The 18,113-nt window shown below is 65.8% G+C and carries 18 protein-coding genes and 1 tRNA gene; 11 read left to right on the forward strand and 8 right to left on the reverse strand.

The features are described from left to right. The 5 genes from RT424_RS01425 to RT424_RS01445 all read left to right on the forward strand — a co-directional run. A partial coding sequence (locus tag RT424_RS01425; protein WP_313433958.1) for a flagellar biosynthetic protein FliR occupies positions 1–708 on the forward strand: 708 nt, incomplete at its 5' end. Continuing rightward, a complete protein-coding gene (locus RT424_RS01430; protein ID WP_313433959.1) occupies positions 705–1,844 on the forward strand; it encodes an EscU/YscU/HrcU family type III secretion system export apparatus switch protein in 1,140 nt (379 codons plus the stop codon). The genes RT424_RS01425 and RT424_RS01430, both read left to right, overlap by 4 nt. Positions 1,845–1,904: 60 nt before the next feature. Continuing rightward, a complete protein-coding gene (gene fliD / locus RT424_RS01435; protein ID WP_313433961.1) occupies positions 1,905–3,335 on the forward strand; it encodes a flagellar filament capping protein FliD in 1,431 nt (476 codons plus the stop codon). Between the two features lies 1 nt (position 3,336). After that, positions 3,337–3,708: a flagellar protein FliS gene (gene fliS, locus RT424_RS01440; protein ID WP_313433963.1), complete on the forward strand. Its 372-nt coding sequence runs from the start codon at positions 3,337–3,339 to the stop codon at positions 3,706–3,708. Positions 3,709–3,873: 165 nt separating this feature from the next. Then, positions 3,874–4,476 carry a LuxR C-terminal-related transcriptional regulator gene (locus RT424_RS01445; RefSeq protein ID WP_313433964.1) on the forward strand — a complete coding sequence of 201 codons (603 nt, stop codon included), beginning with the start codon at positions 3,874–3,876 and terminating at the stop codon, positions 4,474–4,476. A 227-nt stretch (positions 4,477–4,703) separates the two neighbouring features. Here RT424_RS01445 and RT424_RS01450 read toward each other — a convergent pair whose 3' ends face one another. Next, on the reverse strand, positions 4,704–5,159 hold the full coding sequence (locus RT424_RS01450; protein WP_313433966.1) for a hypothetical protein: 456 nt from the start codon (positions 5,157–5,159) through the stop codon (positions 4,704–4,706). Between the two features lie 208 nt (positions 5,160–5,367). Continuing rightward, positions 5,368–6,087, reverse strand: a complete 720-nt coding sequence (locus RT424_RS01455) for an alpha/beta hydrolase (protein ID WP_313433967.1) — start codon at positions 6,085–6,087, stop codon at positions 5,368–5,370. 269 nt (positions 6,088–6,356) lie between these two features. Here RT424_RS01455 and RT424_RS01460 point away from each other — a divergent pair, with 269 nt between their 5' ends. Next, a complete protein-coding gene (locus tag RT424_RS01460; protein ID WP_313433969.1) occupies positions 6,357–7,184 on the forward strand; it encodes a DUF3617 family protein in 828 nt (275 codons plus the stop codon). Between the two features lie 12 nt (positions 7,185–7,196). Here RT424_RS01460 and RT424_RS01465 read toward each other — a convergent pair whose 3' ends face one another. The 4 genes from RT424_RS01465 to RT424_RS01480 form a co-directional block, all read right to left on the reverse strand. Then, positions 7,197–8,351 (reverse strand): aminotransferase class I/II-fold pyridoxal phosphate-dependent enzyme, encoded by a 1,155-nt coding sequence (locus tag RT424_RS01465; protein ID WP_313433971.1) that lies wholly within the window; start codon positions 8,349–8,351, stop codon positions 7,197–7,199. Positions 8,352–8,862: 511 nt separating this feature from the next. Next, the gene (locus RT424_RS01470) at positions 8,863–9,663 is read right to left on the reverse strand and encodes an SDR family oxidoreductase (RefSeq protein WP_313433973.1); all 801 of its coding nucleotides are present in this window, start codon (positions 9,661–9,663) and stop codon (positions 8,863–8,865) included. 13 nt (positions 9,664–9,676) lie between these two features. Then, positions 9,677–10,429 (reverse strand): SDR family oxidoreductase, encoded by a 753-nt coding sequence (locus tag RT424_RS01475; protein WP_313433975.1) that lies wholly within the window; start codon positions 10,427–10,429, stop codon positions 9,677–9,679. Positions 10,430–10,588: 159 nt separating this feature from the next. After that, positions 10,589–11,698 (reverse strand): helix-turn-helix transcriptional regulator, encoded by a 1,110-nt coding sequence (locus RT424_RS01480; RefSeq protein ID WP_313433977.1) that lies wholly within the window; start codon positions 11,696–11,698, stop codon positions 10,589–10,591. 135 nt (positions 11,699–11,833) lie between these two features. On the opposite strand from RT424_RS01480, the gene RT424_RS01485 reads away from it, so the two are divergent. The 5 genes from RT424_RS01485 to RT424_RS01505 all read left to right on the forward strand — a co-directional run bounded on the left by RT424_RS01485 (position 11,834) and on the right by RT424_RS01505 (position 16,399). Continuing rightward, positions 11,834–12,964 carry an LLM class flavin-dependent oxidoreductase gene (locus RT424_RS01485; RefSeq protein ID WP_313433979.1) on the forward strand — a complete coding sequence of 377 codons (1,131 nt, stop codon included), beginning with the start codon at positions 11,834–11,836 and terminating at the stop codon, positions 12,962–12,964. A gap of 1 nt (position 12,965) precedes the next feature. Further along, positions 12,966–14,129, forward strand: a complete 1,164-nt coding sequence (locus RT424_RS01490) for a sulfotransferase (protein WP_313433980.1) — start codon at positions 12,966–12,968, stop codon at positions 14,127–14,129. Continuing rightward, entirely contained in the window at positions 14,129–14,938 is an 810-nt protein-coding gene (locus RT424_RS01495) for a sugar phosphate isomerase/epimerase (protein WP_313433981.1), read from the forward strand. Before RT424_RS01490 ends, RT424_RS01495 begins: the two co-directional genes overlap by 1 nt. Positions 14,939–14,942: 4 nt before the next feature. Further along, positions 14,943–16,202, forward strand: coding sequence for a DUF1214 domain-containing protein (locus RT424_RS01500; protein ID WP_313433983.1), 1,260 nt, complete (start codon positions 14,943–14,945; stop codon positions 16,200–16,202). Between the two features lie 121 nt (positions 16,203–16,323). Next, positions 16,324–16,399, forward strand: a tRNA-Thr gene (locus RT424_RS01505). 20 nt (positions 16,400–16,419) lie between these two features. Here RT424_RS01505 and RT424_RS01510 read toward each other — a convergent pair. Together RT424_RS01510 and RT424_RS01515 are read right to left on the reverse strand one after the other, a co-directional pair. Continuing rightward, entirely contained in the window at positions 16,420–17,055 is a 636-nt protein-coding gene (locus tag RT424_RS01510; protein WP_313433985.1) for a glutathione S-transferase, read from the reverse strand. After that, positions 17,045–18,043 (reverse strand): rhodanese-related sulfurtransferase, encoded by a 999-nt coding sequence (locus RT424_RS01515; protein WP_313433987.1) that lies wholly within the window; start codon positions 18,041–18,043, stop codon positions 17,045–17,047. The genes RT424_RS01510 and RT424_RS01515 overlap by 11 nt, the downstream gene beginning before the upstream one ends. Positions 18,044–18,113 lie beyond the last annotated feature (70 nt).

An 18,113-nucleotide genomic window follows, 5' to 3' on the forward strand; every position in this document is an offset into this window, starting at 1 on the left:
GGTGCGGCGCTGGTGGCGGCGCCGCTGTTCGGCATAGCCGGCGTACCCCCGCAAGTGCGGGTGATCGGCGCCGGGGCCCTCGCCGTGCTGGTCTGTGCCTGGACCCCTGTCGTGCCGCCGCCGGTACTGCTGTCGGCGGCGGGAATGCTTGCCGTCATGGGTGAGGTCCTGGTGGGGCTGTCGCTCGGCTTCGTGCTGCAACTGTCGTTCGCCGCGCCGATCCTGGCCGCCGAACTGATCGGCGGATCGATGGGCATGAACGTGGCCACCGCCGTCGATCCCAGTTCCGGCGCGCAGTCTCCAGCGCTGGGGCAATATTTCGCGGTCGTGCTCTCGCTGGTGTTCCTGGCTCTCGGCGCGCACCTGCAATGGTTCGCGCTGATCGTGGAAAGCTATCGCGCGCTGCCGCCGGGACAGACCTGGCTGGGCGCCGCGCGCTTCGCGCTGATCGGCGCCTTTGCCGCGCGCATGTTCGCCACCGCCGTGACCATCGCCCTGCCTGCCTGCCTGATTCTGCTGGTGGTGCAGGTGATCACCGGCGTACTCGGCCGATCGGCGCCCTCGCTCAACCTGTTCTCACTGGGGCTGCCTGCGGGCGTGCTGGGCGGTATCGCGGCGTTGTTGGTGGGCGCGCCGGTCCTGACCGACCTCGTCGTGCGGCTCTCCGCCGACGCCATCCAGCAGACGGCGGAGCTTCTTGCGCCATGAGTGAGCAGGAAGGCGAAAAGAGCTTCGCCCCGTCAGAAAAACGGAAGCGCGAGGCGGCCCGGCGCGGCGACGTGATCCGCTCCCGCGAAATGGCTACCGCCGCCACGGTGGCGATCGGCGCGGTCTGGCTGATGCTGGCGGGGCCGTGGATGCTGGACCTGCTGGCAGCCGTGCTGCGCGCCGGCTTCACCTGGGACAGGGCGGCGCTGGACGACTTCACGCCGGGCCGGATCCTGACAGGCGCATTGATGGCCATGCTGCCGCCGATCCTCGTACTGGGCGCGGTCGTCATCCTCGCCTCGCTACTATCGCAGCTGGGGTTCGGCGAGGGCCGCTGGATCGGCGGCAATCTCGCGCCCAAGGGCTCGCGGATCAATCCGCTCTCGGGGCTCAAGCGCATGTTCGGCCCGACCGGGCTGATCGAGATGGTCAAGGGCATGGCCAAGGTCGCCCTGCTCGGCACGATCGCCTGGGTCTGGGCGAAAGACCGCCTGGACACATTCGCCCGGCTGGGCCGGGGCAACCTGTTCGGAGAACTCGCCTACGCCTGGGATGCACTGATCCAGTTGCTGTTCTGGCTGGCGGCGGGACTTGTCGTGATCGCCCTGGTGGATCTGCCGGTGCAACTGGTGCGCCGGATGTTGCGCCTGAAGATGACGCTCCAGGACGTGCGCGACGAGGCCAAGGAAAACGAAGGCTCGCCCGAGAAGAAAGGCGCGATCCGGGAACGCCAGCGCAAGATCGCCATGGGCGGCCTGGTGCCCGCAATGAAGGAGGCGCAGTTCATCGTTACCAACCCCGCGCACTTCGCGGTGGCGCTCGCCTACGATCCCGCCCGGGCGCCCGCCCCGATCGTCATCGCCAAGGGCCGGGGCGAGAGGGCCCTCGCCATGCGCGAGCTTGCCCCCGAATTCACCGTGCCGGTGCTGCGCTATCCCGCGCTGGCCCGGTCGGTCTACTTCACCACGCGCGAGAAGCAGATGATCCGCGAGGACCACTATGTCGCGGTGGCCGCCATCCTCGCCTTCGTACTGGCATTGAAGCGGGGGGAGCAGCGCCATGCGCCGGAGGTCTCGGTGCCGGTAACCGTCCGCTTCGACGCTGAGGGCCGCCTCGATCCGCGACAGGACAGATGAAGCAGCCTTTTCCGTGAAGATCATCCTTAACAAGCTTTCGCCACTGCCGTTCTTCCGCGCATGGCTATCTCCCCCACCTCCACTTCGCCGACCACATCCTCGCTGGTGACCGCGCTGGGCGGCGGCAGCGGCGTGGACATGGCCGCGCTGGCGAACAACCTCGCCACCGCACAGTTCGCCAACCGCAACGACCGGCTGACCGCCCGGTCCGACAAGCTCACGACGCAGATCTCCACCGCATCCAACATCAAGTCGATGATGCTCTCGCTCAGCACCTCGCTCGGCACGCTGGTGCGCTCGGGAGATCTCGCCCGCAATCCAAGCGTGGCCAACGGCGCGGTCGCCTCCGGCACGCTGACCGGCACCACGACGCCGAAGGGTAGCTATTCGCTCGAAGTGACCCAACTCGCCGGCGGCCAGCAGCTTGCCAGCCGGGCTTATGCCGCGTCGACGTCCACCGTAGGCGCCGGGACGCTGACCTTGCGCTTCGGCACCGTGTCCGGCGGCAGCTTCGCCCCGGATACGGCCCATGCCGCCGTAGATGTGACGATCGCAGCCGGAGCGACGCTGGCCGACGTGGCCAAGGCCATCAACGCCACCAATTCCGGCGTCAGCGCCTATGTCGCCCAGACCGTGGACGGTGCCCGGCTCGTCCTCAAGGGCCAGGAAGGCGCCGCCAATGGTTTCGTGCTGGAGGCGGCTGCGAACCCGGCCAATCCGGGCCTTTCCGATCTGGCCTGGACCCCGGCCTCGACCGAAGGCCAGCTTCTGGCCGGCGCCCGGGATGCCGCCTTCAAGATCGACGGCCTGTTCATGACGGCGAAGTCGAACACCGTCTCCGACGCCATTCCCGGCGTGAAACTGCAATTGAAGACCGTCAACCCCGGCGCCCCCACCACGGTTACGTTCGCAGACCCCGCCAGCTCCATCTCCGGCGCCATGCAGGATCTGACCGATGCCCTCAACGAAGTGATCTCCGCGCTCAACACGTCCACCGCGATCGGCGGCGAACTGGCCGCGGACAGCGGCGCGCGGGCGCTGAAGCGCGCGCTTTCCGGACTGGCCGGCTCGACGGTCATGCCCAATGCCACGGGCGTGGCGAAGACGCTGGCGGACCTGGGCCTGAAGACCCAGCGCGACGGCACGTTCGCCCTGGACACCGACCGCCTGACCAAGACCATGGCCGCCGATCCGGAAGGGGTCGCCGCGATGTTCACCAATGGCCTCCACGGCGTCTACGCCAGCTACGACAAGATCTACCGCGCCGCCAGTTCCACCACCGACGGCAACTCGCTGGGCGGCTCTATCGGGCGTTACACCAAGCAGCTCACGCAGATCGCGGAGAACCGCACGGAGCTTGCCGAGCAGCAGGAAAAGCTGCGCGCGCGCCTGGCGAGCCAGTTTACGGCTTCCGAAACGCGCATCGGCATCTCCAAGTCCACGCTGACGATGCTTCAGAACCAGATCGCCCAGTGGAACAAGAGCACTTGAGATGCGACGGCAACTTTCCCCGGTCGAGGCCTATCGTCGGGTAGACTTCGACGCCCGCGTCAGCGGAGCCGGTCCCGCCGAACTCGTGCATCTCTGCTACGAACACCTCGTGGCCGCGCTGGGAACCGCGATCCATGCCGACCGGAGGGGCGACAACGGGCTCAAGAGCCGGTCCCTCACCCGCGCCCTCACCGCCATCACCGCCCTGCACCTGGGAGTCACGGGCGACAGCGACGTGGCCGCCGCGCTCAACCAGCTCTACGATGCGGCCCGGCGCACGGTCCTCGACAGCGCCATCGCCTTCGACCCGGCCGCCATCGCGAACTTGCGCGCGGATTTCGCGGAGATCGGCCAGGCCCTCCTCGCCAGATGAGTTTCGGTAGAGGGTTAGGGCCGTTTCGGTTGTGGGAATTGCCAGTTCGCCACCGTTTACGGAGGTGCGCTACCGATCATAGGTCGATTTCGGAGCAGGTCCGGCAAGCGCCGGACGCGTCATGCGAATATCCCCCTAGGCACAAGCCGAAGAGGGAGAATATTCATGGAGCGGATTTCCAACCTCATTCTCATCGACAACGATCTGCGTAGACGCGCCGCCATAAGCCATGCCCTCTCGGCAGCGCAGATCCATGTCGAGCCGTTCGAGAATATTTCCGAACTTTCCGGCGCCTGGCCGCGCTCGGGCGTCATTCTGATCCAGGACGAGGCCGGATCGATCGACGATCTGATCGATAACATGGCCCGGCATGGCGAATGGTTCCCCATCATCGCCTTCAGCGAACAGCCCAGCGCCAACCGGATCGTCGAAGCCGTGCTGGACGGTGCCATCGACTACATCGCCTGGCCCATCGCCGCCGAGGAACTGAACGCCACGCTAGCGCGCGCCATCGACCGGGCCGAGCACGTCGGAAACACCAAGTTGCGCGAAGTCATGGCGCGTGCCCGGATCGATCGCCTGACCCGCCGCGAACGCGAGGTATTGGGCGGCGTCGCCAGCGGGTTGTCCAACCGGCTGATCGGCGAACGCCTCTCTATCAGCCCGCGAACCGTGGAAATCCATCGCGCGAACATGCTCAACAAGCTGGGCGCCAACCATACCTCCGATGCCATCCGCATCGCCATCGAGGCTGCCCTGGTCAATTGAAGTGCCCGCAGCCCCCGCCTGCGGCACCTGCCCTCGGGCATGAACCTAGCGCCTGTCCTACCAATGGTTAGGAGCCGCCATGCTACAGGATCGGTGCCGGCACGCCACTCCAACAGGGCCGGCCCCGCGTCGAATGAACGGGCCGTTCCCCTCCCGGCCACTTCGCGGGAACGCCGAACTGGCGGCGCTTCCGCATCGACGTGCGACGTTGCGGAACGCCGCCCCGTTCAGTGAAGCCTGACGCCCAGGGGCAGCCTGGCCTGGCTTTTTTCCTGGTTCCGCCGCTCCATCGTCGTCAGAAGTTTCGACACATAGGCTGCGAGGAGCGCCAGTGAAAGCGTGGCGGCCTCACAGATCATTTCCTCCGATCCATCCGCCATCACCAGCGTCGCCAGGCAGGTGCCGTTCATCCCGCGAGACAGCATGAAAGTATCGTCCGGGCCGATCAGGGCCAGCACCGCGCTTTCCGAGGCGTTGCAACCCAGCATCGCCTCGATCGCGGCAGGATCGAAGTGCGGACGATGCGGCTTGCCGTCCTCACGCGGGCGCGGGTCGTGCAGAAGCAACAGCACCGCCTCGCGAATGCGATCATGCTCCTCTGAAGGCGCGCTGCCCGCGCAATCGTGCAGGAAGTCCCGAAGACGCGCGGTCCAAACTTCCTTGCTGCATACGGGTTGGGTCAAGGGACTCGCCACCGAACTGTTGGTTGATATGCGCCAAAGGCTCCAACCGGCGCGGACTGTCAATCCGCACAACCCGGCACAAGGAGGTGCGCGTCCCAGGTTGCTACAGAGGTGCGACCAATGGTGAAACGCTACTCGCTGTTAAATGCCGTTTCACCAGGTTCGCAGATTCAATGACTTCCGTCGCGACTGGCGCGCATTGCCGCCTTCAAGCCTGCCGGGCGACGGCATCCAGTCGCTCCGCGACCCACTCCGGTTCGGTCAACATCAGGTCATGCCCGGTATCGATGTCCCACACCCGTCCTTGAGAGCGCGCCTCCAGCAGCGCCATGTCCCGGCCGGGAATCGTGGAAGTGCAGATAAGGTGGCTTTCCGGAATCGCCCGCATCGCCGCTTCGTTACGAAACGCGATCTTCTGCTCGAAGCATTTCCAGGGCTGCGCGGTCAGCCTGGCGTCGGTCCAGGCGCCCAGCGCGGGATCGGTAACGCCGAAGAACGCCGCGAACCCCGGCATCGGCGCCATGACCAGTTCCACGCCGTTCACCTCGTGCAGCCCCTGCTTCGCAGCGCTGATCTGCTCATGGGCATGATCGTGGAGAGACTCGCCGTCACGGGGATAGGCCGCGTCGAGGTAGACGCGATGGCCGACGCGCTCCGGCCGGCGATCCGCCGCGCCGGTGATGACCATGCCGCCATAGCTATGGCCGACGAGTATGGCATCGGTCAGGTCCTCGAATTCGAGCAGCCCCGCCACATCGTCGATATGGGTGTCGAGGTCGATGGCGGCGCTCAACACATGGGCCCGATCGGCTAATCCGCTGAGGCTTGGTGCGTGCACTTCATGCCCAAGTGCGCTGAGGCGCTTCGCCACCAGCTTGTAGCACCACCCGCCATGGCCACCGCCGTGGACCAGCACGAAAACCGCCATCGCTTGCCTCCCGCCATCTTTCGGGCATCAAGCGCCCAGCAATCCTGCACGTCAATCGCGGCAATTTCGCCCCTGCGATCGATCGATGGCCCGACCGTCCCGATCCCGGGGTTAAAACCTTGAAAAGGCGATGCCGGGAGAAGCGAAGCACTTGTGGGACTAACGAAGGCGCATATCATCCTATGATGAGAGAGAGGAACCCGGCGCGGCAAGCCGTTTGCTTTCTGGCTACCGCAACAATCGCGTTCGCGGCGCCTTCGCCCGTTGCCATGAGCCAAGAGCCCCTGCCCAATCCCGTACCTGCTCCCGCGTCTGATGTTGCAGTCCCCGAAACTCCATCCGGCGAGGATATCGTCGTGCTGGGCCAGAAGATACGCAAGGTAAGGCTGCAATATGCGCTCTGGGGCGCGCATATGAAACGCTGCGACGCGGTCATCTCCAGCGGCGACGCCGGCATCGACAGGTTCGTCTGCACAGTGCTCAACGCCTGCATCAAGGACGGCTTCCGTGATCCGGTCCCGGCCAAGGCCTGCCTGGACGAACGGATCGCCTCTGTGGAGTATCGTCCGCCGCCGTGGGACAGCGGGGAGCCCGAACCGGCTGGCCCCGAACCGGCCGGCATCGTCAAGCTCGATCCGGTTTCGACGCCCTCTCCCATCCCGTCGCAGCCGCCCGAACCGGAGATCGTCGTAACCGGAGGGCGACCGCACGTCGTACCGGGGCTCTGGCGGATAGAAGAGTCCACAACCTTCAGCGAGACGATCAACCGCCGGTTTCAGCCCCGTCCGGGCCAGATCCGTACCGTCTGCATTTCGCCCGAGCATGTCGAGCCGGCTCTGGAAAACCTTCTCTCGGCAGCGATCGGCCTGTCCGGCGGGGGACTTTGTACGATGTCCACCGTCCGTGTGAGAAACGGCAAGGTCACGGGCGGAAGGACTTGCAGCCTGCCAATGGGATCGCTCAGCTATGACCTGCACGGCAAGGTAAACGGGGATACGATGGAGGCCGCCGTTACGATAGTAGGCGAAACCGCGCATTCGAAGACGCGCTATCGTCGGCGCGTAACCGGCTCCCGCATCGGCACTTGCCCTGCCTGACCCGAACCCGGCTTACTTGCGCGCGGCGAACCAGGGCACCATGCGCGCGATCGCTTCCTCCACCAGCGCAGTCGAGACGGCGAAACTGAAACGGATGAAGCTGTGGCCGTCGACGGGATCGAAATCGATCCCCGGCGCGGTCGCCACACCCGTATCGCGCAGCAATTGCCGGCAGAAGGCCAGGCTGTCGTCCGTCAGGTGCCCGATATCGGCATAGATGTAGAAGGCGCCATCCGGCGGCGCGATGCGGTCGAGCCCGAGGCTCGGCAAGGCCGCCAGCAGCAGTTCGCGATTGCGGGCATAGTTCTCGACATGGCCTTCCAGTTCGGCCGTCTCATCCATGGCGATCAGCCCGGCATGTTGCGCCAGCACCGAGGGCGTCAGGAACAGGTTGTTCATGCGGGCCCGCGCGGCCGCCACCAGTTCGCGCGGTACCACCAGCCAGCCGAGCCGCCAGCCCGCCATCGAATAATACTTCGAAAAGCTGTTCACGACGACGGCTTCGGGCAGGTGCTGGAGCGTGGATTGCGCGACATCGCCGTATACCAGACCGTGGTAGATTTCGTCCGAGACGACACGGATGTTCTTCCGGCGGCAGACCTCGGCAATGGCGGCGAGTTCGTCAGGCGCGATCACGGTGCCGGTGGGATTGGCCGGGCTGGCCAGGATCAGCCCGTCCGGCACGGGATCGAGCGCATCCAGAGCGGCGGCGGTCACCTGATAGCGCTCCGCCGGCCCGCAGGCCATTTCCACCGGTTCGAGATAAAGCGTCTTCAGGGTATTGCGATAGGCCACGTAGCCCGGCCTCGCCAGCGCCACCCGCGCGCCGGGCACGAAGAGGCTGGAGAGCGCCAGCACGAATGCAGGCGAGGCGCCGCACGTGAGGATCACCCGCTCTCGATCGACCGTGACGCCGTAGGCTTCGTGATAGTGCCGTGCGATGCGGTCCATCAACGCCGTGCTCTCCCAGTAACCGCCGGGATCGTTGTCCAGAACGTGGTGAGCGGCGGCAATGGCGGCGGCGGGCGCGCCGGTGGACGGCTGGCCATACTCCATGTGGATCACGTCACGCCCCTGCTCCGCCAGCTCATAGGCAAGGCGGCCGATCGCCATGGCGTGGAAGGGGTCAACTTGCGCGATCCGGGCGGCGGGAGTCGATGCGGTCATGGGCGGCTTGCTAGGCTGGTTGGACCAGGCAGGCAATCGGGTCCGTGTCAGGGCGGAGCGTGATCTGCCTCACGGCGCGGGTTCGGGGAAGCTGCCATAACCATGTCGTCCGAATCGGAAGCGACATGCATCCGGCCCGGACACTGCCGTGAACCGGCCGACCCGTGATGCGACCCCACGGCAAGGCCATCCCGGCAGGCGATTTCGCATAACTCGGCGGCAATCCGGCCAGACGGCCGAACCAGTTTCCTCTGGACCAGCGCGTCTGGGGCCAGCGTGTCTGGGGCCAAACGCTCTGGGGATTGCCGCCGGCTTTGTTCGGTTTTCCAAGATCCGGCCCGACCGGATCGCGGCGCCGGTTCCTGTTCGCCCAGCGCGATGATCCCGGGGGGGAAGTCATCGCATGGGGGTGGCCTCCTCGCCGAGGCCTGGCGAATTTCAGAGGACCGGCGCCGCGCCTAGGCAATTACGCACTGGACGCGGCGTTCCTGTCGCTTTCTCACTCAGGCACTCACGCCGGATTGACGCTGGCAATACCCGGACGCTCCGCGCCCATGCCGGAAAAGCCGATGCAATAGCCGCCATCCACCGGCAGGACGACGCCGGTCACATAGGCCGCCTCGTCGCTGGCCAGGTAAAGCGCGGCTTGCGCGATATCCTTTGCCAGCCCCCAGCGCCCCATCGGAATACCCGCAAGAACCGGAAACTCGGCCGGTGGCTCGGCATGTGTGCGAGAAGCTTCAACCAACCCGGTCCACATCGTGCCGGGGGCGATGGCGTTTACGCGGATGCCCTGATCCGAATAGTCCAGCGCCGCCGCCTTGGTCAGCTGGTTCACGCCCGCCTTGGCAGAGCCATAGACCGCGTGGTGCTTCCAGCCGACGACGGCCGAGGCCGAGGTCGTGTTCACGATCGATCCGCCGCCGGTCCGGAGCATGGAGGCGATGCCATATTTCATGCCGAGAAACGCGCCGCGCAGGTTCGTCGCATGGACGCGGTCCCAGGTTTCCAGGGACTGCGTGTGCAGCGGCGCCATCGGTCCGCCGAATCCGGCGTTGTTGCACAACACGTCGAGCCGACCGAAGCGCTGCTCGGCGGCGGCTATCATGGCCTGCACCTGGACTTCGTCCGAAACGTCGCAGTGAATGCCTGCCGCATCGCCGCCCAGCGAAGCCGCCACGTCGTCCTGCCTGCCCGAGATGTCCGCAAGCACCAGCTTCGCGCCTTCGGCGTGGAACAGTTCGGCCATGGCCTTGCCCATGCCCGAACCCGCACCGGTCACGATGCAGACTTTGTCCTGAAGTCTTCCCATGATCGTTCTCCTCTCAGGCACTGGTGTCGATGGTCGGACGGATCGAGATCTCGGAGATGTTCGTCCGACGCGGCATGGCGAGGATGAAGACGATGGCCTCACCGATGTCGCGCGGTTTCACGGCGCCCTCCTTGCTGACATGGGCCTTGATCGCGGTGCGCCACTGCGGATCGGAGATCGAATCCGCCACTTCGGTCTCGGTGGCGCCCGGCATCAGGGTGGTGACGCGGATGTTCTTGCCGCCCAATTCCTGGCGCATCCCGTCCGTCATCATGTTGACCGCGTGCTTGCTGGCGGAATAGGCGCTGGTCATCGGCCCGCCCTTGCGGCCCGCCAGCGAGGAAATCGTGATGATGTCCCCCCCGCCCTGCGCCAGCATGTGCGGCACGGCGGCGGCGCTGGTGTAGACGGTGCCCATCAGGTTGATATCGATCACCCGGCGATAGATCGCCGTATCGCAGTTCTCGATCCCGCCCGCCTCCATGATCCCGGCCGAGTTGATCAGGATGTCGATCCGGCCGAACGCGGCCACCGTCTTCTCCACGGCGCCGCGCGCGTCTTCCTCTAGCGTCATGTCGCCGGGGATCGCCAGCGCCTTGCCGCCGACGGCCTCGATCTGCGCGACAAGCCCCGAGAGCCTGTCCACCCGGCGCGCGCAAAGGGCCACCGTCGCCCCCGCTTCGGCCAGACATAGCGCCGCCGCCTCTCCAATGCCCGACGACGCGCCGGTAACGAGCGCGACCTTCCCTGCAAGCTGGCCCGACATGCCTTCTCCATTTTCCCACGGCTCCTTGCGGCCGCTTTCGTATCCATTGGCTGAAGGGTGCCGAAGCTGAAGTCAACGGAAAACGCTGAACACATGTTCAAATCGCCAGCGCGAGGCGGCCGTAATGTATCCAGAATTGGGAAACGCGCCTTTTCCTGCTCAAGCAATCGCCAACACGCTGCGATGAATGAACCGCACCAGGTCCGCCTGCCCACGCGCGCCGGTCTTGGCGTAGATCCTCTTGGAGTAAGTCCGCGCCGACTCCACCGTCAGTCCCACTTCCGGCCCTGCCTCGGCAATCGACAACCCTCGGCTCAGGGCCAGCGCCAGCCGCGCCTCGCTCGCCGTGAGGTCGAACAACTGCGCAAGTTGCCCGCATCGATCCGCCGAGGACCAATGATCGGCATGAAGGTAGCAAAGCACCGCCGGTGGCGCCCGTGTCGTGCCCATGCGGCGGCCCGAGGGTATCAGCAGCAGGTCGAGCCAGGGCTCCCGGCGCAGTACCAGCGCACGCGGCCGGGCTTCTGGATCGCGCGCCAGTTCGCCGATGGCCTCCGCAAGCTGCCGTCGCAGCCGAGGATCGTGCGCGCTCAACCTGCCGTCGCGAGTCCGTGTGAGGCCGCTGCTCCCCGCCAGCATCCGCGCGCCCAGGGGATCGGCATCGAGCACCCGCCCCTCGCCATCGAGCGTGACCCAGCCGAAGTTCATCCGCCGCACGGCCTCGCGCTCGATCGCGGCTCCCATGCGCTCACGCTCCAGCGCCACGAAGCTGCCCAGCGCCGCGCGCAGATGGGGAGCAAGGGCTTCGAGCAGCCTGTCGACGTCCTTTGCAAACTCCCCCTCGCGCCGGGTGATGGTGACCCAGCCGTTCACCCCGCCCGGCTCGGTGAAGCGGATCATGCGCATGTGGTTCATGCCGGAGGGCGCCAGGAGCTGATCGAGGTAGGCATCGTGCTGGGGATCACCGAAGCGCAGCAATTCGTGCAGCGCATGGGTCCGCCCCTCCTGCATCGCGTGATAAGGCATGGGATCGCGCAGATAGAGGCTCTCCCGATAGAGCCGGGAGATCGGCGGGGGCGAGGGCTGGCCGGAGTAGAGATGGATCACCCGCGCCTCGGGCGTGCCCAGCGGCAGGGGCCGGAACACCAGGCTGGCATAATCAGCCGCGACCCGCGCGCGCAAGGCATCGAGGAAGCGCCGCCAGGGCGGATCTTCCACCAGTCCTGCGATCAGCGGCACCAGCAGCGCCGCGTCCTCTCCTTGCAGCATCCATGATCCCCAAATGGGAATTTGCCTTGGTCGATGGCTAACCCACAACCGGGCCGGGAGACAACGAGCGGCGTCGATCCATCACCCCAGCGGTGCAGGCCAGTGATGCAGGAAGCCGCCTGAGAGGATGATGCCATGCCCGAATCGACCAAAGTGCAACCGGCAGCGTTCCTGCGAACCACACTGCCGCTGGGGATCGACATGGCGCAGGCATACGATTCGGGGCGCTATCATTCGATCTGGCTGCCCGATCACATGGTCAGCTTCTGGCCCGATTCGATCTGGACGCCGGAATTCACCGATCTTGCCAAGGCTTCGCCTAGTCCGCATCGGCATCTCGACGGACTGGCCGTGGCGGCCGCTACCGCCGTGCTGACGCACAACACGCCGCTGGCAACCACGGTGGTCGATACCGTGCGCCGCCATCCCTCGCTGCTGGCGCAGACCGCACTGACGATCAGCCATCTCTCCAAAGGCCGCTTCATCCTGGGCCTCGGGTCGGGCGAGCTGGAGAACACCGTCCCTTACGGGTTCGATTTCGACAAACCGGTGGGGCGGCTGGAAGAGGCGATCAAGGTCATCAAGCTGCTGTGGCATTCGGACGGGCCGATCGATTTCGAAGGGCAGTTCTTCCACCTCCACCACGCGCGGATGGATACGGAGTTCTACGAGGGCAAGGCGCCCCCGATCTGGCTGGGTGCGGCGGGTCCGCGCATGCTCTCGATCACCGGGCGCGAGGCCGACGGTTGGTGGCCGGCGGGATCGTGGACGCCGGAGGATTATGCGGCGAAGCTTAAGGTCATTCTCGACGCGGGCGACGCGGCAGGGCGGGACATGAGCCACTTCACCCCCGCGATCACGCAGATGTGCCTGATCGGAGAGCCCGATGAGATCGACGAAATGCTGCGCGCGCCGATGGTGAAGTCGATCATCCTGATGATGACCGCCAAAGACCTCGCGCAGTTCGGCTACGCGCACCCGATGGGCCCTGACTGGCGCGGCATCATGGACTTCGATCCGGTACGCCTCAGCCGCGACAGGATGCTGAAGTTCTGCGAGGAGATGGACCCGCAGGCGATCCGCGACGTGCTGCCCACCGGCACGCCAAAGGAAGTCGCGCTCAAGATCAAGGGCTTCGCCGATGCCGGTATGCGCGTCTACAAGCTGATGGAATATGGGGCGATGGGCGGCATGAAGTTCTCGGCCACCAGCGCCGCCAAGGTTCGCGAAACAGAAGACGAAATCGCCCGTCTGGTGGAGGGCTGACATGACGAACCTCGACGCGCAGCAATTGCTGCGGGAGGCGCAGCATCGCACCGGCCTGTCGGACTGGGCGGATGAAAGCTTTCCCGAACGTTTCGCCCTCGCCGTGGCGCACATCAACGACATTGCCATGAACGAGGCAGGCCGGGCGGCAGCCGCGGAGAATGTGCTCTGGCTGTTGACCGACCGCCTGCGTTTCTTCGAGGACCGCAAGCGCTTCCCGCTGGCCGAGGAAGTGATCGACCGTCCCATGTTCGTCAGCGGCGAACCGCGTTCCGGCACGACCTTGATGCACGCCCTGCTCGCGGTCGATCCCGGCGCACGCGCGCTGCGGTTCTGGGAAGTGATGCATCCATCGCCTCCTCCGGGCACGGTAGAAGGCACCGACCCCCGCATCGCGACAGCCGATGCCGAATGGGGCGAGATCAACGCCAAGATGCCGCGCTGGCTGCACTGCCACCCCTACAACGACATGCTGGGCCACGGGCTGCCCGAGGACGAGCGCACCTGGGCCTTCGACTTTCGCGTGATGACGCCCACCGCCTGGTGGCGCGTGCCGATGCAGAACCTCTCCTTCGGCCTGCCCTCCGATCCGACCGAGCAATACCGCATCCACAAGGCCATGCTGCAGGCCCTGCAATATCGGCGCCCTGTGCGTCACTGGGTGCTGAAGGGCTTCCATACCACGCGGCTGGACGCCTTCTTCGATGCCTACCCCGATGCCTCGCTGGTTTGGCTGCACCGCGACCCGGTGATGGTCGCCGCCAGTTCGACGATGATGATGGCAGACATCATGGACGGCGTGGTCGGGAAAATCGATCTGGTGAAGGAAGCCCGCGCCCATGTGGAACGCGTGCGCTGGTCGATCGGCAATACGATGGCCCATCCGCTGGCGAACGACCCGCGCATCCAGCACGTTCGCTACCGGGATTTCGTGGCCGATCCGATCGGCGTGATCCGCGATTACTACGCCTTCGCCGATCGCTCCCTCACGCGGGAAGCCGAGGCGGCAATGCGGCGCTATCTTGCCGAGAACAAGGGCGATCGCCACGGCAAGTTCCACTACTCCACGCAAGTCCTGGTCGATGCCGGCTACGACATCGCCGCGCTGAACCGGGAGTTCGCGCCCTTCCGGGAACGCTTTGGCATAGAGATCGAGCAACGCTGATGCATCCGCGCGTCAGCCTGCATCAGGTGGCGATGATGGACCGGGAAACCGGCCCCTTCCTCGATTTTTGCTGCGAAATCGGCGTGCAGCATGCAACGCTCGTTTCTCCGCGCCTGCTCGCATCGAGCGAGTTCCATGCTGCACGCGAAGCCCTGCGGCATCGAACAGTGCGGATCGGCTGCATAAACCACCCTTTCGCCCTCCAGCCCGATCTCGAACGCGATACGGGAGCCGCCACGCGTGACCTGACGCAAGTGATCGACATCGCCGCCGACCTCGGAGCGCCGTCGATCTACCTCATCACCGGCGGACGCGGCGCGCTTTCGTGGGAACAGGCCGCAGCCCGCTTTGCAGACCTGCTCGCCCCGTGCCGCGAACATGCCGCGCGGCGGGGAATTGCGCTACTGGTCGAAAATGCGTCGCCGCTGACGGTGGACATCCACATCGCGCATAGCCTGCCCGATGCGCTGCGTCTGGCGCGGCTCTCCGGCATCGGCCTCTGCGTTGATCTCCACGCCTGCTGGATGGAGGCGGACTTGCGCACAAAACTGGCAGAAGCGCTGCCAGTCACCGGCCTCGTGCAAGTCAGCGACCATGTCCCCGGTGACCGCAGCACGCCTTGCCGCGCCGTGCCCGGAGATGGCGCGGTGCCGCAGGAAGCGATCCTGCGCGACGTGCTGGACCTTGGCTACGCCGGCCTTTTCGATCTCGAACTGCTCGGCCCACGCATCGAGGCGGAAGGCCCCGCCAAGGCCTGCACCCGCGCGGCCCAAACCCTTTCCAATCTCCTCACCAAGCTGGGAGCCTGACACGATGGCCTATGGCGACGGAACCGACGACACAGCCCTCAAAACTGCGTGGGACAGCTTCTGCGAGCAGTTGAAGCATGCCGGCATGTCCGCTTTCAAGGACGCCAATCCATCGAACCCGCTCCAGCGCGCCGATGCCTTCCGCTTCCTGACGCAAAGCCTCGGCCAAGCCTTCGACCTCGCACTGGAAACGCGCGATCCGGCATTCCCGCAAATCCACCGCTTCACCACGCCGACGATGAAACTGGGCGGCGACCTGGCCGACTTCACCTACCGTCAGGCCTGGATTTCCGGCGATCACGTCTACCGCCTCAGCGGCAAACGCGGCACCGCCCGCTGGCTCAACGTCACGGTGCAAGGCCCCCGCCCGGAGAAGATTCCCGGCACTCAGTGGCCCAGCCTCCACGAACCTTTCGGCGACATTCCCGAAGCCAACCTGTTCGGCCACCAGATCGAGACCGACGCGGATGGCCGCTTCGAAGTGACCATCGGCGGCCCGGCGCGGGAGAAGAACTGGCTTCCCACCACTCCGGACACGCGCAAACTGTTCATCCGCGAAGCCTTCGACGCCTTTGGCGAGACGCCCACGACGCTCACGATCGAACGGACCGGCATGGCCACCCCGCGCCCCCTGCCCTCGCCTGCACAGATGGCCGAAGCGATGGGTTGGGCCGGAAACTTCGTCACCGGCCTGATGCGCGACTGGCCCGAACACGCCTGGCTCACCTCGCGCGGGGTCTGCGATCCGGCCAGCCTCAACATGTTCCCGCCGGACAAGGCCGCCAACGACGCCAGCGACGCCAAGCGCGGGCGCATGGCCGCGCACATGGTCTGGCACCTCGAACCCGATGAAGCCCTGATCGTCGAGATGGACTGGCCAGAACAGGCACCAGAACAGGCAGGGGGGGGCTTCTGGCTGTTCGGCATGGGCGGCGCGCTGATGGGATCTATGGACTTCCTACACCGCCCCGTCAGCTACACCCCCGCCCGGACGAAAGTGGATGAAGACGGCGTGGTCCGCCTCGTGCTTTCCCATCGGGATTCCGGCGTGCACAACTGGCTCGACACGCAGGGCTTCTCGGACGGCAACCTGACCTACCGCAACCTGATGAGCCAGCAGCCGGCGACTTTCCGCACGCGACGGGTCAAGGCCGCCGACCTGCCGAACCACCTGCCCCCCACGACCGCCAAAGTAACGCCGGACGAACGCGCCGCCCTGCTGCTGGAACGATATCGCGCCATCAAACTGCGCTTTGGCCTATGACGGACCAAATATCCAAAAAAGATCATCGTGAGTGGGCGCAAAGCCCCTTGCGCGATCTCGCCGCGCTCGGTAAAGGCGCCCCCTGCCCGGCTCGGTATTCAACCCGAACCGATCACGGCAAGCCGCTTTAGCTCAGTTGGTAGAGCACATCATTCGTAATGATGGGGTCACAGGTTCGAATCCTGTAAGCGGCACCACTTTCTGACATCGTGAAGTTTCAGAGCGTCCCGGCGAAGCGGATTTGCTCGTCACCTGGTCGCCACGGGGTTAGTCGGAGCATCGTTGCCGTGAACAGGGGCGATGCCAGGTGATCGCCTAGCCACTTGTGCAGGAAGGGCAGAGGCTGCTCGGCAAACCAGTCGGGATCGGTTGCGGCGAACTGGCGCACGAAGGGCATGATCGCCGCGTCGGCCATTCCCCGGGCCTTGCCGCAGAGCTGGCCGCCTTGCTCCAGGCGCGCGTCGAGTTCGCGCAGGTACGTGAGGCCGCTTTCGCGGTGGACCAGGGCATCGCTTCCGTGGCGTTCGGGATATTTGTAGCGGTCGAGGTCGTGCTTGAACGGGCCGTCGTTGGTCGCGATCAGCGCTGCGTCGTCGCGCGCGAGCCAGCTCTCCGGATCGTTGCGCTGCAAGGCCCAGCGCATGATGTCGAGGCTCTGGTCGATCACCATGCCGTCGGGAAGGACAAGCACCGGCACCGTGCCCTTCGGAGAGGCTTCCAGCATCTCCGAAGGCTTGGCGGATAGCTTCACCTCCCGCAACACGCAGGCAGCACCGCTGACCAGCAGTGCCAGCCTGGCCCGCATCGCGTAAGGACAGCGGCGGAAACTGTAGAGAATGGGGTCAGCCGGCATCGGGCTCCGTCTCGCTACCTGCCTTGCGCACCGCGCCGACATGAAGTTCGCCGCGTTCGGCGGCCAACACTTCCTGGCGGTGACGTTCGCGATAGGAGGCGCGTTGTTCGTCGCTGCGCTCGTGGTGGCAGGCGGGGCAGCTCACCCCTTCCTCGTAGAGCGGCGAGGACTGGTCCTGGGCGTTTACCGGGCGGCGGCAGGCGTGGCACAGGGCATGGCTGCCCTGCACCAGTCCATGGCCGATGGTGACGCGCTGGTCGAACACGAAGCATTCGCCCTGCCACAGGCTCTCTGCCTCGGGCACCGTCTCCAGGTACTTGAGAATGCCCCCCTTGAGGTGGAAGACGTCCTCCACACCCTCCTGCTTGAGGAAGGCGGTGGACTTCTCGCAGCGGATGCCGCCGGTGCAGAACATCGCGACCTTGGGCGGCTTTCCGCTGTCGGCCCTTGCCGCGAGCAGCTTGTCGCGCTCGGCGCGGAACCACTCGGGAAAGTCCCGGAAGGTGGCGGTACGCGGATCGATGGCGCCTGCGAAAGTGCCGACCGCGACTTCGTAGTCGTTGCGGGTATCGATCACGATGGTGTCGGGATCGGCGATCAGCGCGTTCCAGTCCTGCGGCTCGACATAGGTGCCGACGATGGACAGCGGGTCGATGTCCGGCTGCCCCATCGTCACGATCTCGCGCTTGAGGCGCACCTTCATGCGGTGGAACGGCATCTCGTCCGCGCCCGAAAGCTTCACGTCGACGTCCGCGCAGCCTGGCAAGGCCCGCACATGAGCCAGCACGCGGGCGATGCCTTCGTGGCTGCCCGCAATAGTGCCGTTGATACCCTCGGCCGCGAGCAGCAGCGTGCCCTTGATGCCCTCCTCCTCGCAGAGCGCCAGCAGCGGAGGGCGCAGCGCGGCGAAATCCGCGAAGCGGGTGAACTGATAGAGCGCGGCCACGCAAATCGGTGCGCGGTCGGGATTCTCACTGGATGGGGTCATTGGAACAGGGCCATTCTGCATGGCGCGGCCCTTAGCGCGTAAATGCGCAAAAATGAATGCCACGCCGACA

It is taken from the genome of Novosphingobium sp., assembly GCF_032093395.1.
GTDB lineage: Bacteria > Pseudomonadota > Alphaproteobacteria > Sphingomonadales > Sphingomonadaceae > Novosphingobium.